Genomic DNA, 19,911 nt, shown 5'->3' on the forward strand with positions numbered 1-19,911 from the left:
GAGCGACACACTAAGGGCGAAAGCTCCCGCTCAGGAGCACATGCCGCCCGGGTACGGTGTGACGGGAAACAGCCGCTTCCATCCCGCCTCGTCCAGCGCGCCTCCCGCCTTGGCACAGACGGCCTTGGCGGCCATGGCGGGGTCGAGGGGGCTCTCCCGCACGCTGCCGTCCTCCCGCAGCCCGATCAGCTTCGAGCCGTCGGCGCTGAAGGCGACGTCGGAGACGTTCCGCCCGAGCGGCACCCTGCTGATGACGCGCAGCGTCGTGGCGTCCCACAGCGTGGTGTACTCCCCGCCCACGGCCAGCAGCTTCCCGTCGGGGGAGAACCTGACGCTGGTGCCGAACCCCGACCCCTTGACCGTCTGCGGGGGCCACGTGGCCAGCTTCCACACCGTGAAGAAGTCGGCGTCGACGACGAAGGCAGCGGTGGCGCCGCTGGGGCTGAAGGCGGTGGCGAAGGTGTCGCCGCCTCCGGTCTCGGTGACCTTGCCGGAGGACAGGTCCACCAGATCATTGCCCGCGAACAGCCTCCTGCCGTCGGGGGAGAAGACCAGCGGGGTCCTGATCGTGTCGAGCGGCCCCTTGACCGGCGTGCCCTCCGGCACGCTCCAGAGTCTCAGCCCCTTTTCTCCCACGGCCGCCAGCAGCCGGCCGTCGGCCGACAGCGCCACGTCGTGGACCTCGCCCGTGGGGATCGCCAGGACCTCCGTGCGGGTGGCAACGTCCCAGATCGTGGTGCGCGCCCCTCCCACGGCCAGCAGCTCGCCGTCGCCGCCGAAGGACAGCCGGCCCGCCGCCGGGATGTCGCCCATCGGCCTGCCGGCCGTCGTGTCGTAGAGGTCGGTGCGCCGGCCCTGCTGGACGGCGGCCACCGTGCCGTCGGGGGAGAGCAGGCGCTGCGGCGGGCTGCCGTAGAAGGACTGCTGCCTGGTGGCGCTGAGCGCGATCGTCTGCTGCCTGGGCGCGTCGGTCAGGACGTCGGAGACGTCGATCGAGAGGACGGTGCCGCCTTCCACCGTGTAGCGAATCGACCTGCCGTCGGCGGAGAAGGCGAACTGGCCCGTGGCCTTCCTGGCGGGATAGCTGCCGAGCAGGTGCCCGTCGGACAGCCGCCACAGCCGGACGGTCTGGCCGAGCTCCGGCTCGGGCCATCCGGAGGACTCCCCGGCGGGATCCTGGGAGGGCTGGTCGGATACCGGGCCCGTCCATTCGGGAGGCTCGACCTCCAGCTCGTCGGGTTCGAGTGGTTCGAGCAGGAAGCGGCCGTCGGCGGAGAACGACAGCGGCCCCCATCCCCCGGTGTGGCCTTCTTCGCTCTCCTCGTCCAGCCGGGTCTTCGATGCGCCCGTTCTGGTGTCGAGCACGGAGTCGCCGATCACCAACCGACGGCCGTCGGGGCTGAACGCCGTGACGGGAGGGAGCTCGACCTGGGCCTCACCGATGAAGGGCTTGCTCGCGCGGGTGTAGATCCGTTCGCGCCTGGTCAGATCCCATACCTGGACCTCGCCGGAGGTCGCGGCGACCGTGGCCCACCTGCCGTCCGCGGAGGTGACGATCGTCCTGCGGCGGACGTCGAGCAGCGGGGGGCCGCCGCCGGTCGAGTAGAGCCTGGTGCGATAGCCGGTGGTGACGCTGAGGAGCCTGCCCCGCGCGTGCAGCGCCGGCTTGCCGCCTGGCCAGGCCCCCCGGACCGCCGCCCCCGTGGCCAGGTCCCACACCCGCACCGACGCGGAGTCGCCGGCGGCGTAGATCCTGCCGTCGCTGGACAGCGACGTCCACGCGTCGGCCGGCGAGGGCAGGCGGTGCTCGCCGACCAGCTTCCTGGTGCCGAGATCCCAGCGCAGCACCTGGTCCTTGCGCTGGCCGAGCAGGCTGGTGCCGTCGTCGGACAGGCGGTAGGTCGTGCCCTCCACCGGCCCGGGGTCGGTGAAGCCGCCGAGATCGCTCTGGCCGAGCGAGCGCTGCAGCGCGTTGCGGGCCTCCGGCACCGGCGCCAGGCTCCACGCGGCCACGCTCAGCTTCATCGCGGTCATCGGGTCCGCGCTGCGCAGGCTCTCCGCCCGCGCAGCCACCTCGCGGGCCGCCCGGAGCGCGGGGCCCGCGAGCTCGGTCTGTCCCGCCCGCCCCTGGCGGGACAGACCGCTCGTCACGCTCACCACCGTCGCGGCCATCGCCACGGCCACCCCCGCCGCGACCCCCGCCACGAGGACTCTGCGCCTGATCCTGCGCCGCCTGAACGGGGTGACGTCCTCCGTCCACGTGCGCAGCCTCGGCCACGCGTGGAACAGGGCCGGGCTGGCCGGGCCCACCGAGTCGTCGGCGACGGCGACCAGGCGGCCCTCGGGCCGGTCGACGGGCGGGACCGCGATGCTCCGCCGTACCAGGATGCCCGCCTCGGTCAGCGCGGCGACGGCGGGATCGACCTCGACCTCGGCCAGCGGGAGCCTGCCGGGCTCGCGCATCCGCAGCAGCACCTCGGGCAGCGTCGACTGCTGCTCGGGCGGCAGGCTCTGGTAGACGCCCTCCGCCACGTCGCCGAGCGGGGGCGGCCCGGTCAGTCCCTCCGGCGGCCTGACGTCGGCGGCCAGGTGCGCGCCGACGGCGGGCTCGGCGCTGCCGGTCAGGCCGATCAGCAGTTCGCGCGCGGTGGGCCGGTCGCCCGGCTCCTTGGCCAGCGCCCTGGCGGCCATGGAGCGCAGCGGTTCGGGCAGGTCGCTCACGTCGGGGTCGACGGTCAGCACCGAGTGCATGAGCCCGCCCAGGCTCTCGGCCTCGAACGGCTCGCGGCCGGTCGCGGCGAACAGGACGGTCGCCCCCCACGAGAACACGTCGGCCGGCGGCCCCGCGACGCCCCCGGTGAACACCTCGGGGGCCGGGCGCTGGGCGTCGGCGGTGCCGATCCCGGCGACCCTGGGGCCCTCGGGGCCGAGCAGCAGGCAGTCGGGCCCGAGGTGGCGGTGCACGGCGCCCGCGTCGTGGATCGCCACCAGCGCGGTGGCCAGCGCCACGGCGATCCTGTGCAGCCGGTCGCCCGCGTAGGGACCGGCGTGCGCGACCGCCTCCCTCAGGCTGGGCCCCTGGACGAACTCGCTGACCACGAAACCAGGCCCCGACTCCACCACCCTGGCCACGCAGTGCGGCGCCACCACGGGCGCCCTGCCGGGCGCCATTTTGATCGCGTAGCGTCTGCCTCCACGGTCGTAGGCGTCGAAACACGAGCCGAGCCGCCCCGCCAGCCAGTAGCCGCCCAGCCGGTCAGGGTCCCCGGGAAGCAAACGCGTCGTCACTGCAGCTTAGATGCGCCAATCTCGGATTTGGTTGTGACCCATTCCCTCCGCAGCACCGACATCACGATCTCGTCGTGCCACTCGCCCTCCCACAGCAGGGCGTCGCGCAGTACCCCTTCCACCACGAAGCCCACCTTCTCGTAGACATGCCGCGCGCGCTCGTTGAAGTCGTAGACGCCCAGGCTGACGCGGTTGAGCGGGGTCGTGGAGAAGACGTGGCCGAGCACCAGCCTGAGCGCCTCGGTGCCGAAGCCCTTGCCGAACACCCGCGAGCCGATCAGCGCGATCCGCAGGTTGCACGAGAGGTTGTCGGCGTCGAGCTCGTTGATCACGATCTCGCCCACGTACTCGTCCTCGTGACAGATCGCCAGGTCGAGCCGTTCGGCGTGGTCCGCGCGCGTGACGTACCACATCGTGGCCGGCTCGCGGCCGACCCCCGCGCGCGAGCCGGTCAGCCGCCTGACCTCGGCGTCGGTGACGAGCTCCAGCAGACCTTCGACGTGCTCGGGACCGACGGGGCGCAGCGTGACCCGCTCTCCGACGAGAATGGGTTTGGTGGCGAACATGCGTTCTTCCTATCGGATCGCGTCGAGTGCTTCTTCGGCCACGTCCTCCGGAAGCGCGGACGTCACGTCGACGCGCAGATCGGCGACCTCCCTGAAGTACGGATCACGCCTGGCCTTCATCACGGCGGGGTCGAAGTCGGGCCGGTGGTCGCTCGACTTCATCCGCTCGGCCAGCACCTCGGGGGTGGTGTCCAGCCAGATCACGAACGCCTTCCGCATCGCCTCGCGCACCTCGGGGCGTTCGACGGTGCTGGCCGCCGCGGTGACGACCTGGTTCTCGCCGAGCGCGGCGAGCACGTGCTCGGCCTCCCGCTCGTGCAGGACGTCGGCGCCCTCCGTCCTGGCGATCTCCGCGGCGCTCTTGCCGTACCGCTGCCTGAGATAGGGGTCGCTGTCGCTCATCGGCACACCGAGCGCCTGGGCCAGCAGCCGGGCCACGGTGGTCTTGCCCGATCCCATCAGCCCGATCACAACGACGGGTTTGTTTCTCGACATGGGGATAGAAGTTTCCTTGGCTCTAGGGAGGTATTCCATGACCATCGCCGGAAGCATTTTCCTCATCATGCTCGGCGCCGTGCTCACGTGGGCCGTCGAATGGGACATCGCCGGCCTGGACATCAACATCGTGGGCGTCATCCTCATGCTGGGCGGCATCGCCTTACTGCTGTTCGGGCTCTACAGGGTCAGGGTGACGCGCCAGATCGTGTCGCCCGTCGAGCCCGACAAGGAGCGGACGACCGTGTACGAGGAGCGGCGCTACACCGACCCGCCGCAGATCTGACAGAGAGGGACAGAGGGGGACCGCCATGCCAGGACGCGAGGAACTGCCTTCGACCATCGCGCGTTCGCCCAAGAAGGCGCAGGAGACGTGGATCAAGGCGCACGACTCGGCCGTGAAGACCTACGGCGAGGGGGAGCGCGCCCACCGCACCGCGTTCTCGGCGCTGAAGCACTCCTTCGAGAAGGTCGGGGACCACTGGGAGCCGAAGTCTCGCAAGGGACCCTCCGACAAGGGCGCCACCGACCGTTCGGGGCGGACCGCCGAGGGCGTGGACGCCGAGGCCAGCAAGGAGCACCTGTACGGCGTGGCCGCCAGGCTCGGTGTCAGGGGCCGCTCCAAAATGACCAAGTCCGAGCTGGTCGACGCGATCATGAAGGCCAACAGGCGGGAGACGGCCAAGGCGCGCTGACCGCGTGCGAAAGGGGATCCCCTGGCGCAGGGGATCCCCTTTCGTATGGGTCCTTCTCACAGCAGGTGTTCTTCTCACAGCAGGCGCCGGACCGCGGCCACGATGGCGTCCTTGTCGATCCCCGCGTCCGCGAGCTGTTCGGCGGGCGTAGCCGAGCCGGGCAGCCCGCGCACGGCCAGTTTGATCACCCGCGGCCCCAACTCCGAGACCGCGTCGAGCACCGCGTCGCCGAGGCCGCCCTCGGGCCGGTGGTCCTCGACGGTGATGAGGTTGCCCGTCGTGGTCGCGGCCTCGATCAGGACCGCCTTGTCGACGGGCTTGACCGAGTACAGGTCGACCACGCCGATCGGGACGCCCTCGGCCCTGAGCGTGTCGGCGGCCGTCAGCGCCTCGTGCACGGTGACGCCCGCCGCGATGACCGTCGCCCTGTCGTCGGGGGAGTGCCGCAGCACCCTGGAACCGCCGACGGTGAACGGCTCGCCGGGATCGTAGATGACAGGGGTGTCGCCACGCGTGGTGCGCAGGTAGGAGACGCCGGGGATGTTCGCCATCTCGTTGACCAGCGCAGCGGTCTGGTTCGCGTCACACGGGTAGAGCACCGTGCTGCCGTGGACCGCGCGCAGCATCGCCAGGTCCTCGAGGCCCATCTGGGAGGGGCCGTCCTCGCCGATCGACACGCCCGCGTGCGAGCCGACGATGCGCACGTTCGCGCCGCTGACCCCGGCCATCCTGATGAAGTCGTGCGCCCTGGTGAGGAAGGCGGCGAACGTCGAGACGTACGGCACCCAGCCGCGCACCTGGAGGCCGACGGCCGTGGCGACCATCTCCTGCTCGGCGATGAAGCACTCGAAGAACCGCTCGGGGAAGGCGTGCGCGAACTCCTCGGTCTTGGTGGAGTCGGCCACCTCGCCGTCCACCACCACGACGTCGCCGCGGGCAGTGCCCAGAGCTTTCAGCGCGGCGCCGTACGCGGTCCTGGTGGCGGCCTTCGTCCCCACCTCGAAGACCGGCCACTCCGTGGGGCCGCTGTCGAAGGCATGCGGGAGACGGCTGTTGTCGGGCGGGCTGACCTTGACCGTCACGCCCCTGTCGCCGCCCAGCTCGTAGATCGCGTGCTCGGGGTCCTTCAACGGTTTGCCGTGCGCGCCTTCGCGGTTCTCCACGGCGTTGACCCCCTCGCCCTTGCGGGTGCGGGCCAGGATCACGGTCGGCCGCCTGCGCGTGTTCCGCGCGTCGGCCAGCGCGTAGTCGATCTCGCCAGGATCGTGGCCGTCCACCTCGATGGTGTGCCAGCCGAAGGCGCCGAATCTGCGCGCGTAGGCTCCGGTGTCCCAGCCGTGCCTGGTGGGGCCGCGCTGGCCGAGCCTGTTCACGTCGACGATCGCGGTGATGTTGGCGAGTCCCTCGTAGGCGGCGTGCTCGGCCGCCTCCCAGATCGACCCCTCGGACAGTTCGCTGTCCCCGCACAGCACCCACACGTGGTACGGCAGGCGGTCGAGACGCCGCCCCGCCAGCGCCACGCCGACACCGACCGGCAGGCCCTGGCCGAGCGAGCCGGTGGCCACGTCGACCCACGGCAGACGCGGGGTCGGATGCCCCTCCAGCCGGCTGCCGCGTTTCCTGAAGGTGAGCATCTCCTCGTCGGTGATGGCCCCCGCCGCCTTGTAGAGCGCGTAGAGCAGGGGAGAGGCGTGTCCCTTCGAGAAGATCAGGTGGTCGTTCGCCGGGTTGGTGGGATCGTCGAAGTCGTACCTGAGGTGGTGGGCGAACAGCACGGCCATGAGGTCGGCCGCCGACATGGACGAGGTCGGATGGCCGGAGCCCGCCGCCGCGGAACTCCGTACGGAGTCCACTCGCAACTGTTGCGCCAGCTCACACAGGTACGGAACATCCCGCTCGGGCATCGGTCCTCCTAGGCTCTCCCGCCGCCTACCCAGCCCCGCCTTCGCTATGTGCGGCGCAGGGCGCGAGTGGCCAAGGCGCCCGCCGCCGCTGCGCCGAGCGTGACCAGCACGGGCCTGCGGTGTTCGGAGAGCCAGACCTGCGCGCTCCTGCCGTGGGCGCGGGCGTCGAAGGAGCCGTGCGCGCCGTAGGCGTGATCCTCGTCGGCCGGTTCCCACAGGTTCGCCACCCCGGTCGGCGGCTGGTCGGTGGTGACCTGCGCCTTCTTGCCGGTCTTCGCCAGGTAGCGGTCGATCAGCCCAGGCGCGATCCGCTGCCCGAGCATCGTGAGCGCGGTGGACGTGCCCACCCAGTACTCCCTGCGTTCGGGATGGTCGGCGGCGTGGACCAGCGCCCGTGCCGCCACCTCGGGCTGGTAGATGGGCGGCACCGGCTGCGGGTGTCTGCGCAGGTGCGACAGCACCCAGTCGAACTGCGGGGTGTTCAGCGCGGGCAGCTGGACCATCGTCACCCGCACTCCACTGCCCTCGGCCATCAGCTCGGTGCGCACCGACTCGGTGAAGCCCTTGATCGCGTGCTTGGCGCCGCAGTACGCCGACTGCAGCGGAATCCCCCTGTAGGCCAGCGCCGAACCTGCCTGCACGATCACGCCCCTGCCGCGCGGACGCATGAGCTCCAGCGCGACCTTGGTGCCCCACACGTAGCCGAGGTAGGTCACCGCCGTGGTCCGCTCGAACTCCTCGGGCGTGATCTCGGGAAACGGGGCGAACACCGAGGAGAAGGCCACGTTCATCCACACGTCGATGGGGCCGAGGTCGTCCTCGATGCGCTGAGCGGCCTGCCGTACCTCCTCGTAGTTCGCCACGTCGGCGGGATAGACCAGGCCGGAGCCGCCCGCGGAGCCGACGTCGACCGCCGCGGCGCCGAGACCCGTCGTGCCGCGCGCGATCAGCGCCACGGAGTCGCCGTGCGCGCCGAGCTCACGAGCCACCGCCCTGCCGACGCCACCGCTCGCTCCTGTCACCACCACCACTCGGGAGGGCCGCATCAGCCGGCCTCTCCCGAGCCGCGCTCCTTCTGCCGTCGTACGGCCAGGACGATGTCGACGATCGTGGCCACGGCGGCCACCCCCGCGACGACGGCGAGCCAGCCGATCCCCGCGATGACGCTGATAGCGCCGACCGCCACGAGGAAGACGAGGATGAACGACCCGATCCTGATGTGGACGACGTCACGAGGGGTCGAGGGAACCATGGGCTGGCCCGATGCGGACTGCTGTTCGGGACGGTAGTCATCTTCACGCATGCCCGACCCCCTGCCCTTGCCGTTTGCCGCATAACACGCCGGGTAGCCGGGTCGGGTGCACCCCAGTGACCAGAACGAGCCGGGCATCAGGCGCAGGCGCAGGGGGAGGGGATTCAGCTACTCCTATCCCGACGGCCGCCCCGTGCGCGACCCCGCCACGCTGAACAGGATCAAGGCGCTCGCCGTGCCGCCCGCGTGGAAGGACGTGTGGATCTGCCGCTCGGCCGACGGGCACCTGCAGGCCGCGGGCACCGACGCGGCGGGACGGCGGCAGTACCGCTACCACGACGAATGGCGGGCCCAGCAGGACAGGCTCAAGTTCGACAAGGTGCTCGAGATGGCCGAGCGGCTGCCCGCCTTCAGGAAGAGGGTGCAGGAGCACCTGGAGACGAAGGGGCTGACCAGGCAGCGGGTGCTGGCCGCGGCCGCGCGCCTGCTCGATGTCGGGTTCTTCAGGGTGGGCGGCGAGGAGTACGAGTCGTACGGGCTGGCCACGCTCAGAATGGAGCACGTCAGCTGCGTGAACGGCTCGGTCGTCTTCTGCTATCCCGCCAAGGGCGACATCCCGCGTGAGGTGGAGGTCTCCGACCGCGACGCGTGCAGGGTCATCAGGTCGTTGAAGGCGCGCTGCCGCGAGGGCGAGCTGCTGCGCTACAAGGACGAGAACGGCTGGACGGACGTGCGCAGCGCCGAGATCAACGCCTACGTGCGCGAGACGCTCGGCTGCGAGGCCACGGCGAAGGACTTCCGCACCTGGCACGGCACCGTCCTGGCCGCCGTGGGCCTGGCGTCCACGCCGAACGTGCCCGAGGTCATGCGCCAGGTCGCCGACTACCTCGGCAACACCCCCACGGTCGCCCGCGCCTCCTACGTCGACCCGCGCGTGATCGAGGCGTTCGAGCGGGGCAGGACCATCGACACCGGCGGCGACGTGGAGAGCGCGGTCATCGACCTGATCAGAGCTGTTTGACCGCCGTGGCCGGGGGCATCGTGGTCACCTGACGAAGGAGGAAGCAATGGAGGCTCCCCAGTACGTCGCGGCGCGTGTCCAGCGGGCGCTGGCCGAGGACGACAGGTCCCACGAGCTCGGCATCCGCGTCGACGTGCGAGGCGACCAGCTGTTCCTGCGCGGCCAGGTCTCCGGCGAGGAGCACAGGCGCCAGATGGAGCAGGTGGCGAAGGAAGCGGCCCCAGGGCTCCACGTGCACAACGAGTTGCAGGTCATGCGGGTCCGCGAGCCAGGAGAGGATGAGCATCTTGACTGAGCTGCGTATTGCCGCAGTCGGCGACATACACCTGGGCGAGGACATGCGCGGCAAGTACCGCGAACAACTGGACGGCATCGAGCGGCGGGCCGACGTCCTGCTGCTGGCGGGTGACCTGACCAGACACGGGACGTTGGAGGAGGGCAGGCTGGTGGCCCAGGAGTTCCGTGGGCTGCCGGTCCCCGTCGTCGCCGTCCTCGGCAACCACGACTACCACTCCGACCTGGAGTACGAGATGGCGGCGGAGATGCGCGACCACGGGATCGTCGTGCTCGACGACGACTCCGCCGTTCTCACCCTCCATGGCGTACGGCTCGGCGTCGTCGGCGGCAAGGGCTTCGGGGGCGGCTTCGCCGGCAAGTGCGCCAGCGATTTCGGCGAGCGGGAGACCAAGAACTTCGTCCGGCACACCAGGCACATCGCCGAAAGCTGGCAGGCCGCGCTGAAGGAGCTCGACACCGATCGCAAGGTGGTGCTGTCGCACTACTCGCCGATCAAGGAGACGCTGGAGGGCGAGCCGCTGGAGATCTATCCCTTCCTCGGTAGCTACATGCTGGCCGAGGCCGTCGACACGGCGGGCGCCGACCTCATCCTCCACGGTCACGCGCACAAGGGCCAGGAGAAGGGCATGACGCCGGGCGGGATCAGGGTGCGCAACGTCGCGATGCCGGTGCTGGGAAGGGCCTACGGCGTCTACTGCCTTAGTGAGTCCGACTCATGTTAGGTATTGACCAAGCAGTAGCTTGGTGGTGATGTCAGTGCATGGTCGTACGCCGTGTCCTGGCTTTACTCGCCCTGTTGTGCGCGGTCGCGATGGCCGCGCCGACCCAGCCCTCCGCTCCCGTCCGCGGGTTCGTCGACGGGCACAGTCACCTGATGTCCTACGAGGCGTTCGGCGGCAAGCTGCTGTGCGGCAAGCCGTTCGATCCCGCGGGCGTCGCCCGCGCGCTGCTCGACTGCCTCGACCACTACCCCCACGGCGAGGCCGCCTGGTTCGAGAACTTCACCAGGACGGGCTCGCCGACCGGCACCCATGACCCCGTCGGCTGGCCCACGTTCAAGGACTGGCCCGCCCACGACTCCCTCACCCACCAGCAGGCCTACTACGAGTGGATCGAGCGCGCATGGCGCGGCGGCCTGCGCGTCATGGTCAACGACCTGGTGGCCAACCGGCAGCTCTGCGAGATCTACCCGCTGAAGAGCAACCCGTGCGACGAGATGTGGGCGATCAGGCGCGAGGCCCAGCGCACGATCGAGCTGCAGAACCACATCGACACGCTGTCGGGCGGACCGGGGCTCGGCTGGTTCCGCGTGGTGAAGAGCCCGGCCGAGGCGCGCGAGGTCATCGCGGCAGGCAAGCTCGCGGTCGTGCTCGGCATCGAGACCTCCGAGCCGTTCGGCTGCCGCACCACGCTCGGCGTCCCGCACTGCACCAAGGCGCAGATCGACCGCGGACTCGACGAGATGTACGCGCTTGGCGTGCGCAGCATGTTCGTCTGCCACAAGTACGACAACGCACTGTGCGGCGTGCGCTTCGACTCGGGCACCCAGGGGGCGATCGTCAACCTGGGCAACCTGCTGTCGTCAGGGAGCTTCTGGCGGGTCGAGCAGTGCAAGGGGCCCGAGCACGACAACCCGATCTCGCCCGCCGTCCTCCCGCCCGAGCTGGCCCGATGGCTGCCGCCTGGCGTCGGCCTGCCGGTCTACCCGCCCGCCCCGCACTGCAACTCCAAGGGGCTGACCTCGCTCGGCCGCTACATGGTCGAGGGCATGATGCGGCGCGGCATGATGATCGAGATCGACCACATGAGCGTCAAGGCCGCCGACCAGACGCTCGACCTGCTCGAAGCCGCCCACTACCCGGGCGTCCTCTCCTCCCACAGCTGGGCCGACCCCGCGTACCTGCCGCGCATCTACCGGCTCGGCGGCATGGTCACCCAGTACGGCCACGGCGCCGCGGAGTTCACCGAGGAGTGGCGGCGCACCCAGCCGCTGCGCCAGGAGATCGGCCGGCCGGGGTACGGCTACGGCCTCGACGCCAACGGCCTCGGCCCGTTGCCGGGACCACGGGCGGGCAGCGCCGTGACCTACCCGTTCACCACCGCTGACGGTGCCGCCACGCTGGACAGGCCGAGCACGGGGCAGCGGGTGTGGGACTACAACGTGGACGGCGTCGCCCACTACGGCCTGGTGCCCGACTGGATCGAGGACCTGAGACAGCTCGGCGGCCAGCCGATCGTCGACGACCTCGCCGCCGGAGCCGAGGCCTATCTCCGCACGTGGGAGACGGCTTCCGCACCCGCGACACGATGAATTCCGCGGGTGGTCCGGCCGCACGACACCCGGGCTGATCGCGGCAGGACGACGGCCGCGGAGCTGATCGGCTCCGCGGCCGTCGACGTCCCTGACGTGGTCGTAGTTTTCCCTGCCCCCTGCCCATCCGAAGGAGGGATGGCCTGGTCAGGGCTTATTTTGGGCGCAGCCTGGGGCGGGTGGGGACTCCGGTGTCCGGCCCGCCCAAGGGTCATACATTGAAGATACTGACGCCTCCGGGGCCGACCAGGAATCCGAGGACGATGAGGACGATCCCCCAGAGGATGTCGCGACGGGCCAGGATCACGTAGATCCCGGCGATGACGAGGATAACTGCGATGATCCAGAGCAATGTAGCCATGGCATGTGAGCTGCCCCTGAGAAAAGCCGCCTAACGTCCTAAGCGCTGAGAAGCGGCCGTTTTATGACGACATTCGATTACTTTTTGGCATCGGAGGAACACGGTCCGCCGAGCTCGTACGGCCGCCTGGGCGTCGGCATCGGTGAGGCCCTCAACGAGCACAGGAACGGCGTGGCCGCCCGCCGAAGAACGGCTGGACATGCTCGAAGAGACCGTCGGAGTCATCCGCGAGCTTCCCCCGCGCGACCGTCCATCGGTTCTGGCCCACGCAGGGCATCAAGGGTGAGGAGTCACAGCTCCGCTGAGGTGTCGCCGCGGGTGCGGTAGAGGTCCACGATCGGCTGAGCCAGCCAGAACCACCCCGCCGTCAACGCCACCGCGGCGCCGAACAGCGCGGCCGGCCAGCTGTTGATCACGGTTTCGGTGACAAGCGCGACGGCGCTGGTCATGGCGATCAGCAGGAACACCGCCCCCGCCACGCCGAGCCCGTTTGCGCGGTGCAACATCCGCTCCTTCAGCCCGGTCCTGAAGATCAACCGGTGCTGGGAGGCGGGAGTGATGAAGCAGACGGAGGCGAAGGCCGCCGACATCAGGGCGATGAAGAACAGCCAGTGACCCAGAGCGTCGACCTTGGAGAACCCGGCCTGAAAGGGCAGCGTCAGCAGGAACGCGAAGAGCACCTGCACGCCCGTGACCGCCACCCGCAGTCCCTGTAACAGCTCCCCGAGCTCACGGTCCACCCGTTCCTTGTGACTCTCACCGCGCTCGGGCGCCTCCTCGTTCACTCCGCCCCCTTCATGAGCTTCGCGTACCCCAGTTGCAACCAGTCGGACACGGCCACCGCCGTCATGGTCGCCCCGATCAGCCTGGTCAGCCGCGGCGCGAGCACGAGCCCCGCCGCGTAACCCGTCGCCACCCACTGCGCCAGGCAGAACGGGCACGCCATCAGCTCGCCCATCGCGTCGCGCGGCTCCTCCTTCAGCTCCGCAGGCCCGCTCACCCCCCTGAACCTGGTGAAGGGCGCACGCAAGGGGCTGGTCACCGGGTCCTTGGACAGGGTGCGCGACAGCCGATGGGTGCTCACACCCATCAGGAGAAGATCGAGCGGGCCAAGGCGGTCAGGAGGCTGCTTTCCCCTCAGTACGGCCACCGCGGCCGCCGCCGCGACGGCTCCGCCGTACGCCGCCATGATCAGCACGTAGCCGCCCAGCGGGCGGCCGTATTCCTTGGAAACCTCGCTCATGGAGGCCCGCTACCCCTGGCCGTGAGGTCTAGTCGCCGATCGATCGGGTAGCTCCCCGCCATGGGCAGCCACAGTCACGAGGTCACCGACGCGATCCTGGAAACCCTCAAGCGCGCCAGCTCCGGCCTCAAGGAGGCGGGCGTGAGATACGCGCTCGCGGGAGGCTGCGCAGCCTACGCGCGAGGAGCGGCGCCGTCCCTGCACGACGTCGACTTCGTCGTGATGGAGAAGGACGCACCCGCCGCGCTGGAGGCGTTGACGCGCGTGGGGTTCGACACGGTGCGGCCGCCCGAGGACTGGCTGGTCAAGGCGTACGACGAGGGCAGGCTGGTGGATCTGATCTTCAGGGTCTCCGACCGGCCGGTCACCGAGGCGCTGCTGGAGAGGGCCGAGCCCCTGATGGCGGCGGCGGTCATCGTGCCGGTCCTGGAGGCGACGGACCTGGTGGTCTCGTGGTTGCTGCCGATGTCGGAGCACGCGTGCGACTACGGCGGGCTGCTGCCGCAGGTCAGGGCGCTGCGCGAGCAGGTCGACTGGAACAGGGTGGCGGCGGTGACGGAGGATTCCCCTTACGCGTCGACGTTCCTGACGCTTCTGGAGCGGCTCGAGGTGATCGAGAAGCCGGTGGAATGCGGCATGGACCCCTCCTGGCCCTAACCCGCGCCCTCCAGCGGTGACCCCACCTGGTCCTGACCCCCGTACCTCCGGCCGGTACCCCTTCCCCAGCCTCCGCCCCTCCCAACCGGTGGCTCCTCCGCCGACCCCTCCAGAGAGGTGACCCCCGCCCCCCGACTTCGACCTTCTCCCGGCTCTGACCTCCTCCGGGCCCTGACCTCGGGCATGGATAAGGGCCGCGCCCCTGGTGGGGCGCGGCCCTTATGCCTCTAGTCAGAAGGTGTTGGGGAAGCGGCCGTAGTACTCGCCCAGCCGCTGCCGGTAAGCCGGCTCCTTGAAGGCGCCCTCGTCAAACTCGGGCGCGTTCTTGATCTCTTCCTTCGTCCTGGAGACGTAGACGTTGCGCTCCTGCGGGTCGATGCGCGTGATCACCGAACCAGGAAGCAGAACCTTCTTACCGAAGATCCACGGCCCGGTGTCGACGATCACGTAGCTCTCGCCGACCTCGTAGGTGGCCTCGTCGATTGACCCGATCTTTCCGTCCGTCGCCTGAACGTGGTACCCCACGAGGTCCAGACTCTGGTTCCGGTCGTAGACGTCAGGACGATAGTTCCAGAGCTCCATTGGTGCTCTCTCCCTCTCTTCTGTGCGTCTTTCTCGGGCCGGCCCCCTCTACCCGGGCAATCAACGATCAATCCCGTCATGGCGGATTTTTGCGCGACTATTCCACGCGATCATTCCGGTGCCACTCACAAGGCACACCAGATAGACGCCCAACATGATCGTGCGGACCTCATACGGCAGCTCCAGCTCCTGAGTCGCGATCATGAGCGGGAAGGAGGCGGCGATCAGCATGCAGGCCCACCCCTGCACGCGAGGGTTGTCGACGCTCCTCCAGTACGGCAGCAGCCGGATCGCGCGATTGGTGACCACCATGTACAGGCCCGCTCCGACGAGCACGGTGGACAGCGCCAAGCCGACCACGTCAATCACGTCGATCACCTGAGAGAACATCTGCCCACCCCGTGAATCTTATGAAGATCGTTCCAAAATCGTCGCAGACAAAGAGAGATAAGTCCGGATACGATCCGCCATGGCCACTGAGATTTTCCCCGAGTGGGCGCCCCCTGGCGTCGATCCCACCCGACCCAGCGTGGCCCGCGTCCATGACGTCCTTCTCGGCGGGACCGAGAACTTCGCGGTGGACAGGGCCGTGGCCGAGCGGCTCCGCCTGGCCGTACCCGACATCTCCGAACTCACGTGGTGCAACCGTGCCTTCATCGGCCGCGTCGTCACCTATCTGGTTCGCGAGGCGGGCGTGACCCAGCTGATCGACCTCGGCTCCGGTCTGCCCACCATCGAGAACACCCACGAGGTCGCCCAGGCCGCCGATCCCGCCGCCCGCGTCGTCTACGTCGACCTCGACCCGATGGTCGAGCCGCACGCCGCACAGATCCTGCGCGAGAACGGCAGAGCCGTCGCCATCGCCGTCGACGCCCGCGACGTCGACGCCGTCCTCGGCCATCCCGCCCTGGTGAACCTCATCGACTTCTCCCGGCCCGTCGGCCTCATGATGATCGGGCTGCTGCACCTCTTCCCCGACGACCGGGACCCGTGGGGACTGGTCAGGCAGTACATGGACGCCCTGCCGAGAGGCAGCCACCTGGCCGCCTCCCACATGCACGCCGCCGCCAATCCCGAGGCCCTGGCGCTGGAGCGGACGCTGCACGCCACGATGGGCACCGGCCACTTCCGCTCCGAGGAGGAGATCACCCGCTTCTTCGACGGCCTGGAGCCGGTGGAGCCCGGCGTCGTCCACGTCCCGCGGTGGCGGGCCCAGGTGGAGGGCCCGCTCGAACCGTGGCAGGAGCTGCTGCTGGGCGGGGTCGCGCGCAAGCCCTGACTCAGCCGTGGCGCAGCGCCGACGTCACCCGCTTCAGCAGGCGATCGAGCTCGGTGCCGAACGGGTTCTCCTGCACCATGTACGTCCACGTCGCCGAAGGGCGCTTCAGCTCGCGGGCCGGAGCCTCGAAGGACTCCAGCGAACGGCGCTCGACCTCGGCGAGCAGCGTCTTGTACTCCGCCACGGCCTCGCGCTGGAACTCGTCCACCGGGCTCATCCGGCCGAGCGCCCGCAGATGGATGCCCTCGCGCAGGTCGCTCAGGAAGGCCAGGTGCTCGGTCCAGCAGGTGTCGATCGCGTGCAGGACGATCTGCCTGGCCGTCTCGCCGCGGGTGTCCTCGTCGAGGGCGTCCCAGCGCTCGGGATCGGCGGCGGCCAGCGCGTTGGCGGCCGACTCGGTGTGCAGGACCTTGTCGCGCCACTCAAGGATGAGCTCGCGCTGGTGCTCCAGCAGGCGGGTGTAGCGCCAGGTGTTGCGGTGGATCTCCAGATTGACGCCCTCGGCGACGCGCTGGGCGTGGCCGACGAGGTAAGCGCCGCGGCGGTGCCGTACCACGCCGTCGGGGTCGGCGGACGGCGGGCGCTCGTCGGGGACGTACTGCGTGACCAGGTCGTCGCGCATGCTCGCGAAGAAGACGGAACCGCCGGGGTCGCCCTGGCGGCCCGCGCGGCCGCGCAGCTGGTCGTCGAGACGGCTGCTGACGTGCCTGCCCGAGCCGATCACGTACAGACCGCCCAGCTCGGCCACGCCCTCGCCGAGCCGGATGTCGGTGCCGCGCCCGGCCATCTGGGTGGAGACGGTGATGGCGTCCCGCTCTCCGGCGCGGGCGATGATCGCGGCCTCCTCCGCGTCGTTCTTGGCGTTGAGCACGACGGGCTCCATGCCGCGGCGCTGCAGCAGCTTGGCGAGGTTCTCCGAGGCGGCCACGTCGAGCGTGCCGATCAGGATCGGCCTGCCCGTGGCGTGCACCGCCTGGATCTCCTCCACCAGCGCCGCGTCCCTGTCGGGCTCCGTCGGGTAGAGGCGGTCGGGCTCGTCCTCCCTGACGCAGGGCGTGTTCGGCGGGATGACCGCGACCTTGAGGCCGTAGAACTCGCCGAGCTGCTCGCTGACCGCAACCGCCGTGCCGGTCATGCCGCAGACCTGCGGATAGCGTTTGATCAGCCCCTGCACGGTGATCTGGTCGAGGATCTCGCCCTTCTCGGTGGGGGAGAGCGCCTCCTTGGCCTCCACCGCCGCCTGCAATCCGTCGGGCCAGCGCTGCAGCAGCGCCACCCGGCCCCGCGAGGGGTTGATGAGCTGCACCCTGCCGTCGCGGACGATGTAGTCGACGTCCCGCGTCAGCAGCGCGTGGGCGTGGAGCGCCAGGTTGAGCTCGATGAGCGTGCCAGGCTCGTTCTCGTCGTACAGCTCGACGCCGAGGATCGACTCCACGCTGTCGGCGCCCTTGGACGTCAGGAAGACGTTCCTCGCCTGCTCGTCGATCTCGTAGTGGTAGCCCCTGACCAGGGTGCGCACCAGCTCCGCCATCTCCGGTACGGCATCGCCCGCGTCGGCCGCGCCCGCCAGCACCAGCGGCACCCGCGCCTCGTCCACCAGCACCGAGTCCGCCTCGTCCACCAGCGCCACCTCGGGCGCGGGCATGATGATGTCGCCGGCGCTCGTGCGCATCCTGTCGCGCAGCACGTCGAACCCGATCTCGCTGACCGGGCCGTAGCAGACGTCCCTGTCGTAGGCCTCGCGCCGCTCCTCAGGCGTGGAGTTCTGGCCGAGCCAGCCGACCGTGACGCCGAGCGCGTCGTAGAACGGCGCCATCCACTCCGCGTCACGCTGCGCCAGGTAGTCGTTGACCGAGATCACGTGGACCCGCTTGCCCTGCAGCGCGTAGCCCGCCGCCGCCATCGCGCCCGACAGCGTCTTGCCCTCGCCCGTGGCCATCTCCGCCACGTGCCCGTGGAGCAGGGCCAGCGTGCCGAGCAGCTGCACGTCGTACGGCCTGAGCCCCAGCGTCCTGTCGGCGGCCTCCCTGGCCACGGCACAGAACTCGGCCAGGTTGTCCATCTTCGGCTCGGGCAGCTCGCCGGGATAGGACAGCTTGCCGGCCGCCTCGACGATCTTCTTGTACGAGGTCAGGTTCAGGCCACCTGGCCGGTCCAGAATATTCCTGAAAAACCCGGAAAACGACGCCACGAATCCTCCAACGAGCGGTCAGTCGGCACCTGTTCCCGGATCTGTCCGGTACGGCGGCGTCCGCCGTACCGGACACTAGCTCATCCGCGTTCGTGAACGGTGAGCGTGATCACCGCGGCGAGCAGGACGAGGCAGCCTGCCGTGGTGAGCACGGTCAGCCGCTCGCCGAACACCAGCACCCCCAGGGCCGCCGCGCCGACCGCCTCGCCGAGGGAGATCACCGAGACGGTGGTCGCCTTGAGCACGGACAGACTCCTGAAGTACAGCCCGTACGCCAGGGCCGTCGGTATGGCGCCGAGGTAGAGCAGCAGACCCACGGTGGGCAGGGTGACCTGCGGCAGGAAGCCATCGAACAGCGCGAAAGGGGCGAGGCACAGCGCACCCACGGCGAACCCGCCCACCGCGGTGCCGTAGGGGTCGTCGTGGTGCCTCCGGGAGTGGAGGGTGACCGCGGCGTACCCGGCTGCCGAGACCAACCCGAACCCCAGCCCCGCCAGGGTCCCGGCGTCGGCGTTTCCCCGACCGAGCCCCGTCTCGCCGGTGAGCAGGATCAACCCCACCAGGGCGGCGGCCACGCAGATCGCGCCCACCCTGTCGAGCCGCTCCCCGAGGAACAACCGTCCCCCGAGCGCGGTGAACACCGGGGTCGCACCCATCGTGACCACCGTCGCGACGGCCACCCCCGAGAAGGAGATCGCCCCGAAGTAGGCGGTCTGGTACACCGCCATCCCCACCCCCACGAGCAGGGTCCTGCTGTGAAGGCCGGGCCTGCGACGAACGAGGGCGATGAGGAAGACCGCGCCGAGCAGGTATCGCCAGAGCGACACCCCGATCGGCCCCAGCCCGGCGGACTGGAAGAGCAGGGAACCGGCCGCGCCACCTGTGCCCCAGGCGGCCGCGGCCACAGAGACGTACAGCACGCCGCGCCGTACGGAAACTTGCGTCATTGATTTCTCCGGAAGGAGTGGTTGTCGACGTCCGGCCCGTACGCGGGCAGCGACCACCACCGGATCGCTCGGATCCGGAGAAATCAGGAGAGGTGCCGCCCGCTAGTGCGCGGGGGGCGGAGAAATCACGTAGAACGGCACGGGCCCACCCTACGCCCTGCTCTCCACACGCCTGAGCACCTCCCCGTCCTCACACCCCGCGATCCGCGCCTCCGCGCGATCCGTGCCTCCCCGCGATCCGTGCCTCCCCGCGATCCGCGCCCCGCGCCATCCGAGCCCCCGCGCCATCCGCGAGGCTCCGCCCTCTGCGACGCCTGCCACCTGCGCCGTCCCGCTCGTCTGAGACGCCCGCCACCGCCGACCTTCGGTCCGTCATCGGTGCGTTCGAGCTGGGTGGATTCGGTTTCTTGTACCTGACACAACCTGACAGGTATGGGATGAAGACTGGCCGCATGACAACGAAGGCAAACCTGCTCGCCGTCACCATCGACTGCGAAGACCCCGTCCGGATGGCCGAGTTCTGGCACCAGGTCACCGGGTTCGACATCCAGGTCGCCGAGGCCGAATACTCCGCCGTGAGCGACGGCACGAACACCATCTACTTCGCCCGTATCCCCGGCTACAAGGCCCCCGCGTGGCCCAGCGACGACAAGCAGTTCCACCTCGACTTCCGGGTGCCGGACGTGGCGAAGGCGGTCGAGGAGTACCAGAGCCTGGGCGCCACCAAGCCCGATTTCCAGTCGAGCGACGGCTGGGTGGTCATGCAGGACCCCGAAGGGCACCTGTTCTGCGTATGTCCCGAGAGGTCGTCCTAAAGTCTGA

General features: G+C 69.9%; 22 protein-coding genes. 9 read left to right on the plus strand and 13 right to left on the minus strand.

What is annotated here, in order from left to right:
• Window positions 1–30 precede the first annotated feature (30 nt).
• The 3 genes from AB0B45_RS07320 to AB0B45_RS07330 are packed head-to-tail and all read right to left on the minus strand — an operon-like array spanning window position 31 to window position 4,349.
• Entirely contained in the window at window positions 31–3,288 is a 3,258-nt protein-coding gene (locus AB0B45_RS07320; protein ID WP_358126729.1) for a hypothetical protein, read from the minus strand.
• Window positions 3,285–3,854, minus strand: a complete 570-nt coding sequence (locus AB0B45_RS07325; RefSeq protein ID WP_358126732.1) for a GNAT family protein — start codon at window positions 3,852–3,854, stop codon at window positions 3,285–3,287. Before AB0B45_RS07325 ends, AB0B45_RS07320 begins: the two co-directional genes overlap by 4 nt.
• Window positions 3,855–3,863: 9 nt before the next feature.
• Complete coding sequence (locus AB0B45_RS07330; RefSeq protein ID WP_358126735.1) at window positions 3,864–4,349, minus strand: shikimate kinase; 486 nt, start codon at window positions 4,347–4,349, stop codon at window positions 3,864–3,866.
• Window positions 4,350–4,386: 37 nt separating this feature from the next.
• On the opposite strand from AB0B45_RS07330, the gene AB0B45_RS07335 reads away from it, so the two are divergent.
• A complete protein-coding gene (locus tag AB0B45_RS07335) occupies window positions 4,387–4,635 on the plus strand; it encodes a DUF6458 family protein (protein ID WP_358126738.1) in 249 nt (82 codons plus the stop codon).
• 25 nt (window positions 4,636–4,660) lie between these two features.
• Window positions 4,661–5,044, plus strand: a complete 384-nt coding sequence (locus AB0B45_RS07340; RefSeq protein WP_358126741.1) for a ChaB family protein — start codon at window positions 4,661–4,663, stop codon at window positions 5,042–5,044.
• Between the two features lie 74 nt (window positions 5,045–5,118).
• On the opposite strand, the gene AB0B45_RS07345 is transcribed toward AB0B45_RS07340, so the two are convergent.
• Genes AB0B45_RS07345 through AB0B45_RS07355 form a run of 3 tightly spaced genes read right to left on the minus strand, consistent with a single transcriptional unit; the run spans window position 5,119 to window position 8,251 of the window.
• Window positions 5,119–6,948: a transketolase gene (locus tag AB0B45_RS07345; RefSeq protein WP_358126743.1), complete on the minus strand. Its 1,830-nt coding sequence runs from the start codon at window positions 6,946–6,948 to the stop codon at window positions 5,119–5,121.
• A gap of 44 nt (window positions 6,949–6,992) precedes the next feature.
• The gene (locus tag AB0B45_RS07350; RefSeq protein WP_358126746.1) at window positions 6,993–7,994 is read right to left on the minus strand and encodes an SDR family oxidoreductase; all 1,002 of its coding nucleotides are present in this window, start codon (window positions 7,992–7,994) and stop codon (window positions 6,993–6,995) included.
• Window positions 7,994–8,251: a hypothetical protein gene (locus tag AB0B45_RS07355; RefSeq protein ID WP_358126749.1), complete on the minus strand. Its 258-nt coding sequence runs from the start codon at window positions 8,249–8,251 to the stop codon at window positions 7,994–7,996. The genes AB0B45_RS07350 and AB0B45_RS07355 overlap by 1 nt, the downstream gene beginning before the upstream one ends.
• Window positions 8,252–8,306: 55 nt before the next feature.
• Between AB0B45_RS07355 and AB0B45_RS07360 the strand changes: the two genes are divergently transcribed.
• From AB0B45_RS07360 to AB0B45_RS07375, 4 genes are read left to right on the plus strand one after another with little or no spacing between them, the layout of a single operon-like run.
• A complete protein-coding gene (locus tag AB0B45_RS07360; RefSeq protein ID WP_358126752.1) occupies window positions 8,307–9,221 on the plus strand; it encodes a DNA topoisomerase IB in 915 nt (304 codons plus the stop codon).
• 46 nt (window positions 9,222–9,267) lie between these two features.
• On the plus strand, window positions 9,268–9,516 hold the full coding sequence (locus AB0B45_RS07365; RefSeq protein ID WP_358126755.1) for a BON domain-containing protein: 249 nt from the start codon (window positions 9,268–9,270) through the stop codon (window positions 9,514–9,516).
• Window positions 9,500–10,240 carry a metallophosphoesterase gene (locus AB0B45_RS07370; RefSeq protein ID WP_358126758.1) on the plus strand — a complete coding sequence of 247 codons (741 nt, stop codon included), beginning with the start codon at window positions 9,500–9,502 and terminating at the stop codon, window positions 10,238–10,240. Before AB0B45_RS07365 ends, AB0B45_RS07370 begins: the two co-directional genes overlap by 17 nt.
• A gap of 38 nt (window positions 10,241–10,278) precedes the next feature.
• Window positions 10,279–11,829 (plus strand): membrane dipeptidase, encoded by a 1,551-nt coding sequence (locus AB0B45_RS07375; RefSeq protein WP_358126760.1) that lies wholly within the window; start codon window positions 10,279–10,281, stop codon window positions 11,827–11,829.
• Between the two features lie 211 nt (window positions 11,830–12,040).
• Here the strand turns inward: AB0B45_RS07375 and AB0B45_RS07380 are convergent, their stop codons facing one another.
• From AB0B45_RS07380 to AB0B45_RS07390, 3 genes are all read right to left on the minus strand, one after another.
• Window positions 12,041–12,190, minus strand: coding sequence for a GPGG-motif small membrane protein (locus AB0B45_RS07380; RefSeq protein ID WP_164903902.1), 150 nt, complete (start codon window positions 12,188–12,190; stop codon window positions 12,041–12,043).
• Window positions 12,191–12,480: 290 nt separating this feature from the next.
• Complete coding sequence (locus tag AB0B45_RS07385) at window positions 12,481–12,975, minus strand: DUF6328 family protein (RefSeq protein ID WP_358126763.1); 495 nt, start codon at window positions 12,973–12,975, stop codon at window positions 12,481–12,483.
• Window positions 12,972–13,433, minus strand: a complete 462-nt coding sequence (locus AB0B45_RS07390; protein ID WP_358126766.1) for a DUF1360 domain-containing protein — start codon at window positions 13,431–13,433, stop codon at window positions 12,972–12,974. Before AB0B45_RS07390 ends, AB0B45_RS07385 begins: the two co-directional genes overlap by 4 nt.
• A 60-nt stretch (window positions 13,434–13,493) precedes the next feature.
• Here AB0B45_RS07390 and AB0B45_RS07395 point away from each other — a divergent pair, with 60 nt between their 5' ends.
• Window positions 13,494–14,090, plus strand: coding sequence for a hypothetical protein (locus AB0B45_RS07395; RefSeq protein ID WP_358126769.1), 597 nt, complete (start codon window positions 13,494–13,496; stop codon window positions 14,088–14,090).
• 231 nt (window positions 14,091–14,321) lie between these two features.
• Here the strand turns inward: AB0B45_RS07395 and AB0B45_RS07400 are convergent, their stop codons facing one another.
• Both AB0B45_RS07400 and AB0B45_RS07405 read right to left on the minus strand, forming a co-directional pair.
• Window positions 14,322–14,672, minus strand: a complete 351-nt coding sequence (locus AB0B45_RS07400) for a PRC-barrel domain-containing protein (RefSeq protein WP_358126772.1) — start codon at window positions 14,670–14,672, stop codon at window positions 14,322–14,324.
• A 60-nt stretch (window positions 14,673–14,732) separates the two neighbouring features.
• Window positions 14,733–15,062 carry a hypothetical protein gene (locus tag AB0B45_RS07405; RefSeq protein ID WP_358126775.1) on the minus strand — a complete coding sequence of 110 codons (330 nt, stop codon included), beginning with the start codon at window positions 15,060–15,062 and terminating at the stop codon, window positions 14,733–14,735.
• Window positions 15,063–15,141: 79 nt separating this feature from the next.
• On the opposite strand from AB0B45_RS07405, the gene AB0B45_RS07410 reads away from it, so the two are divergent.
• Window positions 15,142–15,951: an SAM-dependent methyltransferase gene (locus AB0B45_RS07410; protein WP_358126777.1), complete on the plus strand. Its 810-nt coding sequence runs from the start codon at window positions 15,142–15,144 to the stop codon at window positions 15,949–15,951.
• Between the two features lies 1 nt (window position 15,952).
• Here the strand turns inward: AB0B45_RS07410 and secA2 are convergent, their stop codons facing one another.
• Both secA2 and AB0B45_RS07420 read right to left on the minus strand, forming a co-directional pair.
• Window positions 15,953–18,142, minus strand: a complete 2,190-nt coding sequence (secA2, locus tag AB0B45_RS07415; RefSeq protein WP_358126779.1) for an accessory Sec system translocase SecA2 — start codon at window positions 18,140–18,142, stop codon at window positions 15,953–15,955.
• 80 nt (window positions 18,143–18,222) lie between these two features.
• Window positions 18,223–19,089 carry an EamA family transporter gene (locus tag AB0B45_RS07420; RefSeq protein WP_358126782.1) on the minus strand — a complete coding sequence of 289 codons (867 nt, stop codon included), beginning with the start codon at window positions 19,087–19,089 and terminating at the stop codon, window positions 18,223–18,225.
• Window positions 19,090–19,541: 452 nt separating this feature from the next.
• Here AB0B45_RS07420 and AB0B45_RS07425 point away from each other — a divergent pair, with 452 nt between their 5' ends.
• Entirely contained in the window at window positions 19,542–19,904 is a 363-nt protein-coding gene (locus AB0B45_RS07425) for a VOC family protein (protein WP_358126785.1), read from the plus strand.
• Window positions 19,905–19,911: the final 7 nt, after the last annotated feature.

Origin of the sequence: Nonomuraea sp. NPDC049152, from assembly GCF_040648355.1 — a bacterium.
Lineage (GTDB): Bacteria > Actinomycetota > Actinomycetes > Streptosporangiales > Streptosporangiaceae > Nonomuraea.

Bases quoted from the DNA above. Each gene is read 5' to 3' on its own strand.
- AB0B45_RS07325 (WP_358126732.1), bottom strand. From the start codon at position 3,854: ATGTTCGCCACCAAACCCATTCTCGTCGGAGAGCGGGTCACGCTGCGC.
- AB0B45_RS07330 (WP_358126735.1), bottom strand. From the start codon at position 4,349: ATGTCGAGAAACAAACCCGTCGTTGTGATCGGGCTGATGGGATCGGGC.
- AB0B45_RS07335 (WP_358126738.1), top strand. From the start codon at position 4,387: ATGACCATCGCCGGAAGCATTTTCCTCATCATGCTCGGCGCCGTGCTC.
- AB0B45_RS07340 (WP_358126741.1), top strand. From the start codon at position 4,661: ATGCCAGGACGCGAGGAACTGCCTTCGACCATCGCGCGTTCGCCCAAG.
- AB0B45_RS07345 (WP_358126743.1), bottom strand. From the start codon at position 6,948: ATGCCCGAGCGGGATGTTCCGTACCTGTGTGAGCTGGCGCAACAGTTG.
- AB0B45_RS07350 (WP_358126746.1), bottom strand. From the start codon at position 7,994: ATGCGGCCCTCCCGAGTGGTGGTGGTGACAGGAGCGAGCGGTGGCGTC.
- AB0B45_RS07355 (WP_358126749.1), bottom strand. From the start codon at position 8,251: ATGCGTGAAGATGACTACCGTCCCGAACAGCAGTCCGCATCGGGCCAG.
- AB0B45_RS07365 (WP_358126755.1), top strand. From the start codon at position 9,268: ATGGAGGCTCCCCAGTACGTCGCGGCGCGTGTCCAGCGGGCGCTGGCC.
- AB0B45_RS07370 (WP_358126758.1), top strand. From the start codon at position 9,500: ATGAGCATCTTGACTGAGCTGCGTATTGCCGCAGTCGGCGACATACAC.
- AB0B45_RS07375 (WP_358126760.1), top strand. From the start codon at position 10,279: ATGGTCGTACGCCGTGTCCTGGCTTTACTCGCCCTGTTGTGCGCGGTC.
- AB0B45_RS07380 (WP_164903902.1), bottom strand. From the start codon at position 12,190: ATGGCTACATTGCTCTGGATCATCGCAGTTATCCTCGTCATCGCCGGG.
- AB0B45_RS07390 (WP_358126766.1), bottom strand. From the start codon at position 13,433: ATGAGCGAGGTTTCCAAGGAATACGGCCGCCCGCTGGGCGGCTACGTG.
- AB0B45_RS07395 (WP_358126769.1), top strand. From the start codon at position 13,494: ATGGGCAGCCACAGTCACGAGGTCACCGACGCGATCCTGGAAACCCTC.
- AB0B45_RS07400 (WP_358126772.1), bottom strand. From the start codon at position 14,672: ATGGAGCTCTGGAACTATCGTCCTGACGTCTACGACCGGAACCAGAGT.
- AB0B45_RS07405 (WP_358126775.1), bottom strand. From the start codon at position 15,062: ATGTTCTCTCAGGTGATCGACGTGATTGACGTGGTCGGCTTGGCGCTG.
- AB0B45_RS07410 (WP_358126777.1), top strand. From the start codon at position 15,142: ATGGCCACTGAGATTTTCCCCGAGTGGGCGCCCCCTGGCGTCGATCCC.
- AB0B45_RS07420 (WP_358126782.1), bottom strand. From the start codon at position 19,089: ATGACGCAAGTTTCCGTACGGCGCGGCGTGCTGTACGTCTCTGTGGCC.
- AB0B45_RS07425 (WP_358126785.1), top strand. From the start codon at position 19,542: ATGACAACGAAGGCAAACCTGCTCGCCGTCACCATCGACTGCGAAGAC.